We start from the raw sequence: 14318 nt of genomic DNA on the forward strand, positions 1-14318 counted from the left end.
AACTCTTGCTGCTGCAACGATGATTTAGTGCAGCATACCTTCATTCACTTCAAAGAGTAATTCTTCCATCTGCTGATAGGCGTTTTCACATCCGGGGATATTAAACAGTACCATCAGAATGACCCATTTTAGATCTTCCAGATCGAACTCTGCGGTATCCAGCGCCAGCACGCGTTCAATGACCATTTCCCGCGTTTCGAGGTTTAGCACCTGAATCTGCTCCAGGAATAACAAGAATCCCCGGCAACTGGCATCCAGCCTCTCACACTCTTCTGCAGTATAAATACGAACAGAGAGTGGGTCTGAAGCGAGCTGCATCGGTTCGGCGAGGCCTTCCTGATAATCAGCCAGCTTTTCCAGCCACAATAACGCGTTGTAGATGTCCTCACGATCAAAACCAGCGTCTGTCAGATCTGACTCCAGTTTATCCTGATCCACGCGCAATTCAGCTTCGTTGTGGATGTAAGTCTCAAACAAATACATTAGTACGTCGAACATGGCTTGCCCTCCTTAATCGGACATAGCCGCCGGGTACAACTGCGATCCATCCTGCTAACTCCAGTTCGAGTAGCTGAGCCACAATCACTGGCACAGGTTGGCCGGCACGTTCAGCGACGACGTCAACAGGTGTTACCTCATCTCCTACGTTAGCCAGGAGCTCAGGAAATGGCAATGCCGCGTTATCCGGTTCTGAAGAATTAATTAGCTTATCGCTGTGATCTGGCACCCAATGTAGCCCATATTGCAAACTTTCCAGAATCTCCTCAGGCGATGTCACCAGCATTGCCCCCTGCCTGATAAGACTATGCGGTCCTTCACAGCCAGGGTTGCCCAATGGGCCTGGCAGAGCAAAAACCTCACGTCCCTGATCCAGCGCGCAACGTGCCGTGACCAGCGAACCGCTTTTCAGCGCCGCTTCCACCACCAGCACGCCGCGGCTTAGTCCACTAATAATGCGGTTTCGTCGCGGGAAGTTCCCCGGCCAGGGCACCGCAGATAAAGGGAACTCTGAAACCAGCGCGCCGCCAGCATTAAGGATGCCGTCGGCAAGCGCGCGATGCCGCTTTGGATAAACGCTGTGTAAACCGTTTCCCAGTACCGCCACCGTTTTACCTTTGCCGTTAAGCGCTGCGCGATGGGCAATGCTGTCGATTCCCAGAGCCAGACCACTGGTAATGGTCACGCCATAACGCACAAGCTGTTCACAGAACTGACGGCCCCATCGCTCGCCATACCATGAGTGGGCCCGACTACCGACGACACCCAGTTGCTGCGACTTCAGTACGCCGATATCCCCTTCGACAAAGAGCGCGCCGGGATAATCGCTGATGGCTCTTAGCTGCGGCGGGTAAGCGGCATCAGTGGCCAGCAACAGATGGTGGTCGGGAGCCGTAAGCCACGCCAGGCTGCGTTCAATTTCACCCGCAGCCAGCGCCTGAAATTTTGCGATCTGCTGTGGGGTCAGTCCAGCGTGGCTTAATGTCGAGGTCGTGATATCCGGGTTCTGCAATAAAGATTGCGCGACGTTAAGCATCTTGTCGCCATACAGATCCCCTACGTAAATCAGGCGCAACCAAATCTCTGTCAGAGTCATCCTTTCCCCTTGCCACAGGCAGCCTCAGCAATCTTTGCGATTGGTCACTGATGCTGTCAATCAGAGGGGGATTTGTCTAGAATAGGAGGAATAATCTTTTCTACTCCTGAACACAACTCTGGAAATTTATGGCAGTTTTGCACGTGTTACATATCCCGGACGAGCGTCTTCGCAAAGTCGCTGAACCGGTAAAAGAAGTGAATGCAGACATTCAGCGTATCGTTGATGATATGTTCGATACCATGTATGCCGAAGAGGGTATTGGCCTCGCCGCAACGCAGGTTGATATTCATCAGCGCATTATCGTTATTGACGTCTCCGAGAATCGCGATGGTCGCCTGGTGTTGATCAATCCGGAACTGCTGGAAAAAAGTGGCGAAACCGGTATTGAGGAAGGCTGCCTGTCGATCCCGGAGCAACGCGCTCTGGTGCCGCGTGCAGAGAAAGTAAAAATTCGCGCGCTCGACAGAGACGGTAAGCCGTTTGAGCTGGAAGCGGATGGCCTGCTGGCGATCTGTATTCAGCATGAAATGGATCACCTGGTCGGTAAGCTGTTTATCGATTACCTGTCGCCGCTGAAGCAAAAACGTATACGTCAGAAAGTTGAGAAACTCGACCGCCTGAACGCACGGGCTTAAGGATAAGAATCAACGTGTCAGATTCACTACGTATTATTTTTGCGGGTACACCTGACTTTGCAGCGCGTCATCTTGACGCGCTGTTGTCATCCGGACATAACGTCGTTGGCGTATTTACCCAACCGGATCGCCCGGCCGGACGCGGCAAAAAGCTGATGCCGAGCCCGGTAAAAGTGCTGGCGGAAGAGAACGGTTTACCAGTGTTTCAGCCAGCGTCTTTACGTCCGCAGGAAAATCAGCACCTGGTCGCCGACTTACACGCAGATGTGATGGTTGTAGTGGCCTATGGTCTGATTCTGCCCAAAGCTGTGCTGGATATGCCCCGTCTGGGCTGCATTAACGTTCACGGTTCATTGCTTCCCCGCTGGCGCGGAGCGGCGCCTATTCAGCGCGCGCTTTGGGCAGGCGATGCGGAAACCGGCGTCACGATCATGCAAATGGACGTCGGCCTGGATACGGGCGATATGCTGCATAAGCTTGTCTGCCCAATCACGGCCGAAGATACCAGCGCGACGCTGTACGATAAGCTTGCAGAGTTAGGGCCTGCCGGCCTGATTGAAACCCTTGCACAGCTGGCGGGTGGCACAGCCCAACCGCAGGTACAGGATGAAGCGCAGGTAACCTATGCGGAGAAACTCAGCAAAGAGGAAGCTCGCATGGACTGGTCCCTGCCTGCCGTGCAACTTGAGCGCTGTATCCGCGCATTCAATCCATGGCCGATGAGCTGGCTTGAAATCGACGGCCAGCCGCTGAAAATCTGGAAAGCGTCAGTTATCCATTCTGAGACTACCGCCGGGCCGGGCACAATTGTGGACGCCACTAAACAGGGCATCCAGGTCGCTACGGGCGACGGTATTCTGAATATAGAATCGCTGCAACCGGCCGGTAAAAAAGCAATGAGCGCGCAAGACCTGCTCAACTCCCGCCGGGAATGGTTTGTTCCCGGACATCGTCTTGCCTGACGAGCATCACGTCTCAAGCCCGGGGTTACCGGGCATTTTTATTTTGTGGCTATGAAAAAAAATATTAATTTACGCAGCATGGCAGCCCAGGCTATCGAACAGGTCGTTGAAAAAGGCCAGTCCCTCAGCAATGTCCTGCCACTGTTACAGCAAAAAGTATCCGATAAAGATAAAGCCCTGCTTCAGGAGCTGTGTTTTGGCGTTCTGCGTACCCTGTCGCAGATGGAGTGGCTGATCAATAAATTGATGTCACGCCCGATGACCGGAAAGCAACGCACCATTCATTATCTGATCATGGTAGGGTTTTACCAGCTCCTGCATACCCGGATCCCGCCGCATGCCGCGCTTGCGGAAACCGTTGAAGGGGCCGTGGCGATAAAAAGACCACAGCTAAAAGGCCTGATTAACGGCGTGCTGCGTCAGTTCCAGCGTCAGCAGGAAACGTTGCTGGCCGAATTCGCTTCCAGCGAGAGCCGCTTTCTCCATCCGGAGTGGTTGCTGACCCGCCTGCGTAAAGCGTATCCGCGGCAGTGGGAAGCCATTGTCGAAGCAAATAACCAGCGTCCACCGATGTGGCTGCGCGTGAATCGCAATCACCACTCACGCGATGCCTGGCTGGCCTTACTGGAAGAAACAGGGCAGCAAGGTTTTACGCATCCAGACTATCCGGATGCGGTGCGTCTTGAGTCCCCTGCCCCTGTTCATACTCTGCCAGGCTTCGAAGAAGGCTGGGTGACCGTACAGGATGCGTCGGCCCAGGGATGCATGACTTTTCTTGAGCCTGAAAACGGTGAGCACATTCTCGATCTGTGCGCGGCGCCTGGCGGCAAAACGACGCATATTCTTGAAGTGGCGCCTGATGCTCAGGTGCTGGCGGTTGATGTCGATGAAAAACGCCTGTCGCGCGTTTACGACAACCTGAAACGTCTGGGCATGAAAGCGCAGGTGAAACAGGGCGACGGGCGTTTCCCGGCCCAGTGGTGCGGTGAGCAGCAGTTTGATCGTATCCTGCTGGATGCGCCGTGCTCGGCGACAGGGGTTATCCGCCGTCATCCTGATATTAAGTGGCTGCGTCGCGATCGTGATATTGCCGAACTCGCTCAGTTACAGTCGGAGATCCTGGATGCCATCTGGCCGCACCTTAAGCCTGGCGGCACGCTGGTCTACGCGACTTGTTCCGTATTGCCGGAAGAGAACAGTCAGCAAATCGCCGCGTTCCTGGCACGTACGCCTGATGCAAAACTCAGCGTTACCGGCACGCCGGACAATCCTGGCAAGCAGAATCTGCCGGGTCTGGAAGACGGCGATGGCTTCTATTACGCTAAGCTAATCAAACAGTGACTGAAATGACGGGCCGCAACTGATGAAGATTATCATTCTGGGTGCCGGACAGGTTGGCGGCACGCTGGCAGAAAACCTGGTCGGTGAGAACAACGATATTACTATTGTTGATATTAACGGTGACAGGCTGCATAACCTGCAGGACAAGTTTGATCTGCGCGTGGTACAGGGTCATGGCTCACATCCGCGTGTTCTGCGAGAAGCAGGGGCCGATGATGCCGATATGCTCGTCGCTGTGACCAGCTCTGATGAAACCAACATGGTTGCCTGCCAGGTCGCTTATTCCCTCTTCAATACGCCTAACCGCATCGCGCGTATTCGTTCACCTGATTATATCCGCGATGCAGATAAGCTCTTTCACACCGAGGCGGTTCCTATCGATCACCTGATTGCTCCTGAGCAACTGGTCATCGACAGCATTCACCGTCTGATCGAATATCCGGGTGCGTTGCAGGTCGTGAATTTTGCCGAAGGCAAGGTCAGCCTGGCGGTGGTGAAAGCTTATTATGGCGGGCCGCTGGTCGGCAATGCGTTGTCCACCATGCGCGAACACATGCCGCATATCGATACGCGTGTCGCGGCAATTTTTCGTCATGACCGTCCTATCAGGCCGCAGGGATCAACCATCGTTGAAGCAGGTGATGAGGTCTTCTTTATCGCCGCTTCGCAGCATATACGCGCGGTAATGAGTGAGCTTCAGCGTCTTGAAAAGCCTTACAAACGCATCATGCTGGTTGGTGGTGGCAATGTGGGGGCGGGTCTCGCGCGTCAGCTGGAAAAAGACTACAGCGTGAAACTGATCGAGCGCGATCAAAAGCGCGCCGCTGAGCTGGCGGAAAAGCTGCAAAACACCATCGTCTTCTATGGTGATGCGTCGGATCAGGAGTTGCTGGCGGAAGAGCATATCGATCAGGTGGATCTCTTTATTGCCGTCACCAACGATGATGAAGCAAATATCATGTCTGCCATGCTGGCAAAACGCATGGGGGCGAAAAAAGTGATGGTATTGATCCAGCGCCGCGCCTATGTGGATCTGGTACAGGGTAGTGTGATCGACATTGCGATCTCACCGCAGGAAGCCACTATCTCTGCCCTGCTCAGTCACGTCCGTAAAGCCGATATTGTCGGCGTCTCCTCACTACGTCGCGGCGTGGCTGAAGCCATTGAAGCCGTGGCGCACGGTGACGAAAGTACATCTCGCGTGGTGGGCAGAGTGATCGATGATATTAAACTTCCTCCCGGTACCATTATTGGCGCGGTCGTGCGCGGCAATGATGTCATGATCGCTAATGACAATTTACGCATTGAGCAGGGCGATCACGTTATTATGTTCCTGACAGATAAGAAGTTTATTTCTGACGTTGAAAGACTATTCCAGCCCAGTCCCTTCTTCCTGTAATCTTTTAAAGGCGCTAAAAATAGCGCCTTTTTTATTTAATCCCTTCATTTACAAAGGATTAGTAATTTAACTCAATTGTCCTGCTTACATGGAAAATAAAGTGAGCTTTGTTAGACTTAGGTGGGTCTGCGGTGATAAGGAGAATAAAATGAGCATGTTAAAAGAGTTTCGCGCGTTTGCGATGCGCGGGAATGTAATCGACCTGGCAGTGGGTGTCATCATTGGTGCGGCATTCGGTAAAATTGTCTCTTCTCTGGTGGCTGACATCATCATGCCACCCCTGGGCCTGTTGATTGGCGGGATTGATTTTAAACAGTTTGCATTTACGCTACGTGAAGCGCAGGGCGATATTCCTGCGGTAGTGATGCATTACGGCGTGTTTATTCAGAATATTTTTGATTTTCTGATCGTGGCGTTCGCTATTTTCCTGGCGATCAAACTGATCAATAGACTTCATCGGAAGAAAGAGGAAGAGCCAAAAGCACCGCCTGCGCCTTCCAAAGAAGAAGTACTGTTAACGGAAATCCGTGATTTACTGAAAGAGCAAAACAGCCGTCCCGGTCTTTAACAGACGACGGAAACAAGAAGGCCAGTGGCAAAAAAGTGCTTCACTCTCTTGCCACTGGCCTCCTGACCACTCCGTTTTGCATGTTTCGCTTTTCGCAGATAACTGCCTTTGCCTTTCTTGTTTTTCTCAATACGCTGACGAAACAGCGGATCATGGAGTAATGCTTCCAGGGCGTTATCGTTAATCTGCCCTTTCTGGTGCTGATAGCGACTCATATTTTCTCCGGAATGTTATATAAAACGTGGCGAGTGTAGATCTGACTTTGCTAAAGATCAACTGCCTCAGTTTTACTGCCACTTCCCTGCTCCAGGGCTTCAAGGATCGAACAATAGATGCTGCTATGGGCAGTACCGCAGCAGGCATCGTTTAGTCGCTGCAAAGAGCGCCGCATAGTTTGTAACTCTTCTATCCGCTCTTCAACTTCGCTTAGCCTGGCTTGTACGATACTTTTTGATTCCTGGCAGGTGTGGTGCTCAGGATCAACGCGTATCGACAAAAGCTCCCGAATCGACTCCAGGGTGAATCCCAGTTGCCGGGCATGACGTATAAACTTCAGACGCTGAAGATCGTTATCGGTATAAAGGCGAAAACCGCCCTGGGTGCGCACTTCGTGATCCATCATTTGCTGCTTTTCATAATAACGGATGGTATCAGGGGTCACCTCAGCCAGTCTGGCCAGTTCTCCAATGCGATACATAAGAGCTCCTCATGCAGTTATGGCAAATTTTAAGCATACCCGCACAGGGTAACGAATAAAATCATAAAGGCATTTGTGAAGGCATTAAAGGGAGGGGTGATTAAGGGGGCGGGACGGAAATAAAAAAACCCGCCGAAGCGGGTTTTTCTATATTACTGCAGATTACTCTGCAGCAGCTTCTGCTTTCGATTCAGAGCGATCAACCAGCTCGATGTATGCCATCGGCGCGTTGTCGCCTGCACGGAAGCCACACTTCATAATGCGAGTGTAACCACCGGCGCGGCTCGCAAAACGCGGGCCCAGCTCGTTAAACAGTTTTGCCACGATCTCGTTATCACGAGTACGGGCGAATGCCAGACGACGATTAGCTACGCTATCAGTCTTGGCAAGAGTAATCAGCGGCTCAACTACGCGACGCAGCTCTTTCGCTTTAGGCAGGGTCGTCTTGATGATCTCATGACGAACCAGTGAACCTGCCATGTTGCGGAACATAGCCTGGCGATGGCTGCTGTTGCGGTTCAGTTGACGACCACTCTTACGATGGCGCATGACCTTATCCTTCTCAGTAAAACCTTAACCTGTGATCCGGTTACTCGTCAGCGATGCTTGCCGGTGGCCAGTTTTCCAGGCGCATGCCCAGAGACAAACCACGGGAAGCCAGCACGTCTTTAATCTCAGTAAGAGATTTTTTACCAAGGTTAGGCGTTTTAAGCAGCTCAACCTCGGTACGCTGTACCAGATCACCGATATAGTGGATAGCTTCTGCTTTGAGGCAGTTAGCAGAGCGGACAGTCAATTCCAGATCGTCAACAGGGCGCAGCAGGATCGGATCGAATTCTGGTTTCTCTTCTTTCACTTCCGGCTGACGTACATCACGTAAGTCAACGAAAGCTTCCAGTTGTTCTGCCAGGATGGTTGCCGCACGACGAATCGCCTCTTCAGGATCGATTGTGCCGTTGGTTTCCATTTCGATGACCAGCTTGTCCAGGTCGGTACGCTGTTCTACACGCGCTGCTTCAACATTGTAGGCAATACGCTCTACAGGGCTGTAACATGCGTCGACCAGCAGACGGCCGATTGGGCGCTCATCTTCTTCCGAATGAATTCGGGCAGAAGCCGGCACATAACCACGACCGCGCTGAACTTTGATACGCATGCTAATAGACGCGTTCTCATCGGTCAGGTGGCAGATCACGTGCTGCGGCTTGACGATTTCGACATCACCATCATGGGTAATGTCGGCTGCAGTCACAGGGCCAATGCCAGATTTATTCAGGGTAAGAATAACTTCATCTTTACCTTGAACTCTCACCGCCAGCCCTTTCAGGTTGAGCAGGATTTCCAGGATATCCTCCTGAACACCCTCTTTGGTGCTGTACTCATGAAGTACACCATCAATCTCAACTTCGGTCACCGCGCAACCCGGCATCGATGAGAGCAGAATACGGCGCAGTGCGTTACCCAGAGTATGGCCAAAGCCACGCTCTAAAGGCTCAAGGGTCACCTTGGCGTGCGTCGAACTCACTTGCTCGATATCTACCAGGCGCGGTTTTAGAAACTCTGTCACAGAACCCTGCATTGTGTCCTCTCTTTGGTACTAAGCTTTACTTGGAGTAAAGCTCGACGATCAGGTGTTCGTTAATGTCCGCAGACAGATCAGAACGCTCAGGCTTACGCTTAAACGTACCTTCCATCTTGCCACCATCAACTTCCAGCCAGGTTGGCTTTTCACGCTGCTCAGCCAGCTCCAGAGCGGCTTTCACGCGAGATTGCTTTTTCGCTTTCTCACGGATACTAACCACATCATTCGGGCTAACCTGATAAGAAGCGATGTTAACAACACGACCGTTTACCATGATAGCCTTGTGGCTAACCAGCTGACGTGCTTCAGCACGAGTGGCGCCGAAGCCCATACGGTATACAACGTTGTCCAGACGACCTTCCAGCAGAGCCAACAGGTTTTCACCGGTGTTGCCTTTCAGACGTGCTGCTTCTTTATAGTAGTTACGGAACTGACGCTCAAGCACACCGTAGATACGGCGAACTTTTTGCTTTTCACGCAACTGTACACCATAGTCAGACAGACGCGGTTTACGCGCACCGTGCTGGCCAGGAGCTTGTTCAATCTTACACTTGGTATCAATCGCGCGAACGCCAGACTTCAGGAACAGGTCTGTGCCCTCGCGACGGCTCAGCTTGAGCTTAGGACCCAAATATCTTGCCATTTTCTTTCTCCAACATTCCTAAAAACGAGCGTTATACGCGACGTTTTTTCGGCGGACGACAACCGTTGTGAGGGATCGGAGTCACATCAGTAATATTAGTGATGCGGAAACCAGCGGCGTTCAGAGCACGAATGGTAGATTCGCGACCCGGACCCGGTCCCTTGACCATAACTTCCAGATTCTTGATACCGTATTCTTTCACGGCGTCAGCGCAACGCTCAGCTGCAACCTGAGCTGCAAACGGAGTGGATTTGCGAGAACCACGGAAACCGGAACCACCGGCTGTTGCCCAACCCAAAGCGTTACCCTGACGATCAGTAATAGTAACGATTGTGTTGTTGAAAGAAGCATGGACATGAGCCACGCCGTCAGAGACTTGTTTTCTTACACGCTTACGTGCACGAACTGGTGCCTTTGCCATTATTCAATCACCCCGATTATTTCTTGATCGGTTTGCGCGGACCCTTACGGGTACGTGCGTTGGTCTTAGTACGCTGACCGCGCACAGGCAGACCACGACGATGACGCAAACCGCGGTAGCAACCAAGATCCATCAGGCGCTTGATGCTCATGCTAACTTCACGGCGCAGATCACCTTCAACGACAAATTTGGCAACTTCGTCACGCAGCGTGTCGATTTGTTCTTCAGACAGCTCACTGATCTTAACATCTTCAGCGATACCCGCAGAAGCCAGAATGGCTTTAGAACGGGTCTTGCCGACACCGTAGATCGAGGTTAACGCGATCACAGCGTGTTTTTGATCAGGAATGTTAATGCCTGCTATACGGGCCACTATGCACTCCTACTATTTAATATGTACGCACCATGCTGAAAAGCCCGTTTTCAGGATACTCAAATGGATACGCACAGACATACAAAAGATTGGCTGGCTAATCTAGCCAGCTCAACCCAACTTTGCAAGAAAAATATGCGAATTAATCAGCCTTGGCGCTGTTTATGCTTCGGCTCGGCACTGCAAATCACGCGGATGACGCCATCACGCTTAACGATTTTGCAGTTACGGCATAATTTCTTGACGGAAGCACGAACTTTCATTTTTACTCTCCGTAACTTCTCGAGCGACCTTTAGCGGCCATAGCCTTTAAGGTTCGCCTTCTTCAATGCAGACTCGTACTGACTGGACATCATCAGAGTTTGCACTTGAGCCATAAAGTCCATAATCACAACAACAACGATAAGCAGTGAGGTCCCACCAAAGTAGAACGGTACTTTCATTGCGTCACGCATGAACTCCGGGATCAGGCAGATAAAAGTAATATAGAGCGCGCCGACCAGGGTCAGACGTGTCATTACTTTATCGATATACTTCGCCGTTTGCTCTCCCGGACGAATTCCTGGTACAAATGCACCGGACTTCTTCAGGTTATCTGCTGTTTCTCGCGGGTTGAAAACCAACGCCGTATAGAAGAAACAGAAGAAGATGATTGCAGACGCATAGAGTAACACATAAAGCGGTTGCCCTGGCTGCAAATACAGCGAAATTGTTGTCAGCCAGTTCCAACCGGTACCGCCCCCGAACCATGACGCGATGGTCGCCGGGAACAGAATAATGCTGGAAGCGAAGATTGCCGGGATAACCCCTGCCATATTCACTTTCAACGGTAAATGTGTGCTCTGTGCAGCATAGACACGACGACCCTGCTGACGTTTCGCGTAGTTTACCACAATGCGGCGTTGACCACGTTCAACGAAAACAACAAAGAACGTCACTGCAAATACTAATACTGCAACCAACAGCAACAGGAGGAAGTGCAGGTCGCCTTGACGCGCTTGCTCGATCGTATGGGCAATGGCTGGCGGGAGTCCCGCAACGATACCAGCGAAGATAATGATTGAGATACCGTTACCGATACCGCGTTCAGTGATCTGTTCGCCGAGCCACATCAGGAACATGGTTCCTGTGACCAGACTTACAACAGCAGCGAAATAGAATGCAAAGCCTGGATTGATTACCAGACCTTGCATACCAGGCATATTCGGCAGACCGGTAGCAATACCGATCGACTGGAATATCGCCAACACCAGAGTACCGTAGCGGGTGTACTGGCTGATCTTACGACGACCAGACTCCCCTTCTTTCTTCATTTCTGCGAGGGTCGGGTGAACGACCGTCAACAGCTGGATAATAATCGACGCCGAAATATACGGCATGATACCCAGAGCAAAGATTGAAGCACGGCTGAGTGCACCACCAGAGAACATGTTAAACATTTCAATGATGGTGCCTCGCTGTTGTTCAAGCAGTTTGGCAAGTACAGTGGCATCAATACCAGGGATCGGAATGAAAGAGCCAATGCGGAACACAATCAGCGCGCCGATTACAAACAGCAGTCTGCGTTTCAGCTCGCCTAAGCCACCTTTGGCACTTTGAAAATCTAATCCCGGTTGTTTAGCCATCTGCTACTTATTCCTCGATTTTACCGCCAGCAGCTTCGATAGCAGCACGAGCGCCCTTAGAAACACGCAGGCCACGAACAGTTACCGGAGTTGAAACTTCACCAGCCAGGATCACTTTCGCGAACTCGATCTGGATACCGATAATGTTTGCTGCTTTCAGCGTATTCAGGTCTACAACGCCGCCTTCTACTTTAGCCAGATCGGACAGACGAACTTCTGCCGTGATCATCGCTTTACGAGAAGTGAAGCCGAACTTCGGCAGACGACGGTACAGAGGCATCTGACCACCCTCGAAACCACGACGTACGCCACCACCAGAACGAGAGTTCTGACCTTTGTGACCACGACCGCCGGTTTTACCGAGGCCAGAACCGATACCACGACCAAGGCGTTTACCCGCCTTCTTAGAGCCTTCGGCCGGAGACAGAGTATTTAAACGCATCTCTTACTCCTCAACTTTAACCATGAAGGAAACCGCGTTGACCATACCACGAACAGCGGGAGTATCCTCGCGCTCAACGGTATGACCAATACGACGCAGACCCAGGCCAAGCAGCGTTGCCTTGTGTTTCGGCAGACGACCGATTGCACTGCGGGTTTGAGTGATTTTAATAGTCTTTGCCATGGTCAATTACCCCAGAATTTCTTCAACGGATTTACCACGCTTGGCAGCGACCATTTCTGGAGAATTCATATTTTCCAGGCCATCAATAGTTGCACGAACCACGTTGATCGGGTTGGTGGAACCATATGCTTTAGCCAGAACGTTATGAACTCCAGCGACTTCCAGAACGGCGCGCATTGCACCACCGGCAATAATACCGGTACCTTCTGAAGCCGGCTGCATGAATACACGAGAACCCGTGTGAACACCTTTAACCGGGTGCTGCAGGGTGCCGTGGTTCAGCGCGACGTTAATCATATTGCGACGGGCTTTTTCCATCGCTTTCTGGATCGCTGCTGGAACTTCACGCGCTTTACCGTAACCAAAACCAACGCGACCGTTACCATCGCCAACAACAGTCAGAGCTGTGAAGGAGAAAATACGACCACCTTTAACGGTTTTAGATACGCGGTTAACCGCGATCAGCTTTTCCTGCAGTTCGCCAGCCTGTTTTTCGATGTGAGCCATCTTACACCTCTACCTTAGAACTGAAGGCCAGCTTCACGGGCAGCATCTGCCAGTGCCTGGACACGACCATGATATTGGAACCCGGAACGGTCAAAGGAAACATCTTTGATGCCTTTTTCCAGAGCGCGTTCGGCAACAGCTTTACCCACAGCTGCAGCAGCGTCTTTGTTACCGGTGTACTTCAATTGTTCAGCGATAGCTTTTTCTACAGTAGAAGCAGCTACCAGAACTTCAGAACCGTTCGGTGCAATTACCTGTGCGTAAATATGACGCGGGGTACGATGTACCACCAGGCGAGTTGCACCCAGCTCCTGGAGCTTGCGGCGTGCGCGGGTCGCACGACGGATACGAGCAGATTTCTTATCCATAGTGTTACCTTACTTCTTCTTAGCCTCTTTGGTACGCACGACTTCGTCGGCGTAACGAACACCCTTGCCTTTATAAGGCTCAGGACGACGGTAGGCGCGCAGATCCGCTGCAACCTGACCGATCAGCTGTTTATCAGCGCCTTTCAGCACGATTTCAGTCTGAGTCGGACATTCTGCGGTGATCCCCGCTGGCAGCTGATGGTCTACAGGATGCGAGAAACCCAGAGACAGGTTTACTGCATTGCCTTTAACCGCTGCGCGATAACCTACACCAACCAGCTGCAGCTTCTTAGTGAAGCCTTCGGTAACACCGATAACCATTGAGTTCAGCAGGGCACGCGCGGTACCAGCCTGAGCCCATCCATCCACGAAACCAGCACGCGGACCGAAGGTCAGAGCATTATCTGCATGATTCACTTCAACAGCATCGTTGAGAGTACGAGTCAGCTCGCCGTTTTTACCTTTGATCGTAATAACCTGACCGTTGATTTTTACATCAACGCCGGCAGGAACAACGACCGGTGCTTTAGCAACACGAGACATTTTTTCCTCCGATTAGGCTACGTAGCAGATAATTTCGCCACCAAGACCAGCCTGGCGCGCTGCACGATCAGTCATAACACCTTTAGAGGTAGAAACAACTGCGATACCCATGCCGGCCATAACCTTCGGCAGCTCATCTTTTTTCTTATAGATGCGCAGACCTGGGCGGCTGACACGCTGAATGCTTTCTACAACAGCTTTACCCTGGAAATACTTAAGAGTCAGTTCCAGTTCCGGCTTGGTGTCGCCTTCAACTTTAAATTCTTCAATAAAACCTTCTTCCTTCAGCACGTTGGCGATTGCCACTTTCAGCTTGGAGGAAGGCATGGTGACCGCAACTTTGTTCGCGGCCTGACCGTTACGGATACGGGTCAGCATATCCGCGATCGGATCTTGCATGCTCATCTGTCTTTACTCCCGTGATTCAATTGG

General features: G+C 51.7%; 22 protein-coding genes. 5 read left to right on the forward strand and 17 right to left on the reverse strand.

Annotated features, from left to right (window positions below):
- Positions 1-24 precede the first annotated feature (24 nt).
- Together smg and dprA are read right to left on the reverse strand one after the other, a co-directional pair.
- Positions 25-498: a DUF494 family protein Smg gene (gene smg, locus BMF08_RS03420; RefSeq protein WP_072571558.1), complete on the reverse strand. Its 474-nt coding sequence runs from the start codon at positions 496-498 to the stop codon at positions 25-27.
- Positions 470-1594: a DNA-protecting protein DprA gene (dprA, locus tag BMF08_RS03425; protein ID WP_072571559.1), complete on the reverse strand. Its 1125-nt coding sequence runs from the start codon at positions 1592-1594 to the stop codon at positions 470-472. Before dprA ends, smg begins: the two co-directional genes overlap by 29 nt.
- 128 nt (positions 1595-1722) lie before the next feature.
- Here dprA and def point away from each other — a divergent pair, with 128 nt between their 5' ends.
- The 5 genes from def to mscL all read left to right on the forward strand — a co-directional run bounded on the left by def (position 1723) and on the right by mscL (position 6502).
- Positions 1723-2232 carry a peptide deformylase gene (gene def, locus BMF08_RS03430; RefSeq protein WP_072571560.1) on the forward strand — a complete coding sequence of 170 codons (510 nt, stop codon included), beginning with the start codon at positions 1723-1725 and terminating at the stop codon, positions 2230-2232.
- 14 nt (positions 2233-2246) lie between these two features.
- Positions 2247-3194: a methionyl-tRNA formyltransferase gene (fmt, locus tag BMF08_RS03435; protein WP_072571561.1), complete on the forward strand. Its 948-nt coding sequence runs from the start codon at positions 2247-2249 to the stop codon at positions 3192-3194.
- A 51-nt stretch (positions 3195-3245) separates the two neighbouring features.
- A complete protein-coding gene (rsmB, locus tag BMF08_RS03440) occupies positions 3246-4535 on the forward strand; it encodes a 16S rRNA (cytosine(967)-C(5))-methyltransferase RsmB (RefSeq protein ID WP_072571562.1) in 1290 nt (429 codons plus the stop codon).
- A 22-nt stretch (positions 4536-4557) separates the two neighbouring features.
- Positions 4558-5934 (forward strand): Trk system potassium transporter TrkA, encoded by a 1377-nt coding sequence (gene trkA, locus BMF08_RS03445; RefSeq protein ID WP_072571563.1) that lies wholly within the window; start codon positions 4558-4560, stop codon positions 5932-5934.
- A 148-nt stretch (positions 5935-6082) separates the two neighbouring features.
- Entirely contained in the window at positions 6083-6502 is a 420-nt protein-coding gene (gene mscL, locus BMF08_RS03450; RefSeq protein WP_072571564.1) for a large-conductance mechanosensitive channel protein MscL, read from the forward strand.
- On the opposite strand, the gene BMF08_RS03455 is transcribed toward mscL, so the two are convergent.
- From BMF08_RS03455 to rpsH, 15 genes are all read right to left on the reverse strand, one after another.
- A complete protein-coding gene (locus BMF08_RS03455) occupies positions 6499-6717 on the reverse strand; it encodes an alternative ribosome-rescue factor A (RefSeq protein ID WP_072571565.1) in 219 nt (72 codons plus the stop codon). The two genes, mscL and BMF08_RS03455, sit on opposite strands and share 4 nt — an antisense overlap.
- A gap of 50 nt (positions 6718-6767) precedes the next feature.
- Complete coding sequence (gene zntR, locus BMF08_RS03460; protein WP_072571566.1) at positions 6768-7199, reverse strand: Zn(2+)-responsive transcriptional regulator; 432 nt, start codon at positions 7197-7199, stop codon at positions 6768-6770.
- 162 nt (positions 7200-7361) lie between these two features.
- Positions 7362-7748, reverse strand: coding sequence for a 50S ribosomal protein L17 (gene rplQ, locus BMF08_RS03465; RefSeq protein WP_004106324.1), 387 nt, complete (start codon positions 7746-7748; stop codon positions 7362-7364).
- Between the two features lie 40 nt (positions 7749-7788).
- On the reverse strand, positions 7789-8778 hold the full coding sequence (locus BMF08_RS03470) for a DNA-directed RNA polymerase subunit alpha (protein WP_002438685.1): 990 nt from the start codon (positions 8776-8778) through the stop codon (positions 7789-7791).
- Positions 8779-8803: 25 nt separating this feature from the next.
- The gene (gene rpsD / locus BMF08_RS03475) at positions 8804-9424 is read right to left on the reverse strand and encodes a 30S ribosomal protein S4 (protein ID WP_002438686.1); all 621 of its coding nucleotides are present in this window, start codon (positions 9422-9424) and stop codon (positions 8804-8806) included.
- Between the two features lie 31 nt (positions 9425-9455).
- The gene (gene rpsK / locus BMF08_RS03480) at positions 9456-9845 is read right to left on the reverse strand and encodes a 30S ribosomal protein S11 (RefSeq protein WP_034899652.1); all 390 of its coding nucleotides are present in this window, start codon (positions 9843-9845) and stop codon (positions 9456-9458) included.
- Positions 9846-9861: 16 nt separating this feature from the next.
- Positions 9862-10218, reverse strand: coding sequence for a 30S ribosomal protein S13 (gene rpsM, locus BMF08_RS03485; RefSeq protein ID WP_042396003.1), 357 nt, complete (start codon positions 10216-10218; stop codon positions 9862-9864).
- A gap of 146 nt (positions 10219-10364) precedes the next feature.
- Positions 10365-10481 carry a 50S ribosomal protein L36 gene (gene rpmJ, locus BMF08_RS03490; protein WP_000868187.1) on the reverse strand — a complete coding sequence of 39 codons (117 nt, stop codon included), beginning with the start codon at positions 10479-10481 and terminating at the stop codon, positions 10365-10367.
- 30 nt (positions 10482-10511) lie between these two features.
- Positions 10512-11843 carry a preprotein translocase subunit SecY gene (gene secY / locus BMF08_RS03495; protein WP_072571567.1) on the reverse strand — a complete coding sequence of 444 codons (1332 nt, stop codon included), beginning with the start codon at positions 11841-11843 and terminating at the stop codon, positions 10512-10514.
- Positions 11844-11850: 7 nt separating this feature from the next.
- Positions 11851-12285 carry a 50S ribosomal protein L15 gene (gene rplO / locus BMF08_RS03500; protein ID WP_072571568.1) on the reverse strand — a complete coding sequence of 145 codons (435 nt, stop codon included), beginning with the start codon at positions 12283-12285 and terminating at the stop codon, positions 11851-11853.
- A gap of 3 nt (positions 12286-12288) precedes the next feature.
- Entirely contained in the window at positions 12289-12468 is a 180-nt protein-coding gene (rpmD, locus tag BMF08_RS03505) for a 50S ribosomal protein L30 (RefSeq protein ID WP_001140434.1), read from the reverse strand.
- A gap of 6 nt (positions 12469-12474) precedes the next feature.
- Positions 12475-12975, reverse strand: a complete 501-nt coding sequence (rpsE, locus tag BMF08_RS03510; protein ID WP_002438697.1) for a 30S ribosomal protein S5 — start codon at positions 12973-12975, stop codon at positions 12475-12477.
- Positions 12976-12989: 14 nt separating this feature from the next.
- Positions 12990-13343, reverse strand: a complete 354-nt coding sequence (gene rplR, locus BMF08_RS03515) for a 50S ribosomal protein L18 (RefSeq protein ID WP_000358960.1) — start codon at positions 13341-13343, stop codon at positions 12990-12992.
- A 9-nt stretch (positions 13344-13352) separates the two neighbouring features.
- Positions 13353-13886, reverse strand: a complete 534-nt coding sequence (gene rplF / locus BMF08_RS03520) for a 50S ribosomal protein L6 (RefSeq protein WP_072571569.1) — start codon at positions 13884-13886, stop codon at positions 13353-13355.
- 12 nt (positions 13887-13898) lie between these two features.
- Complete coding sequence (gene rpsH / locus BMF08_RS03525; RefSeq protein WP_072571570.1) at positions 13899-14291, reverse strand: 30S ribosomal protein S8; 393 nt, start codon at positions 14289-14291, stop codon at positions 13899-13901.
- Positions 14292-14318: the final 27 nt, after the last annotated feature.

The sequence above is a fragment of the Enterobacter sp. SA187 genome (assembly GCF_001888805.2).
Classification (GTDB): domain Bacteria; phylum Pseudomonadota; class Gammaproteobacteria; order Enterobacterales; family Enterobacteriaceae; genus Enterobacter_D.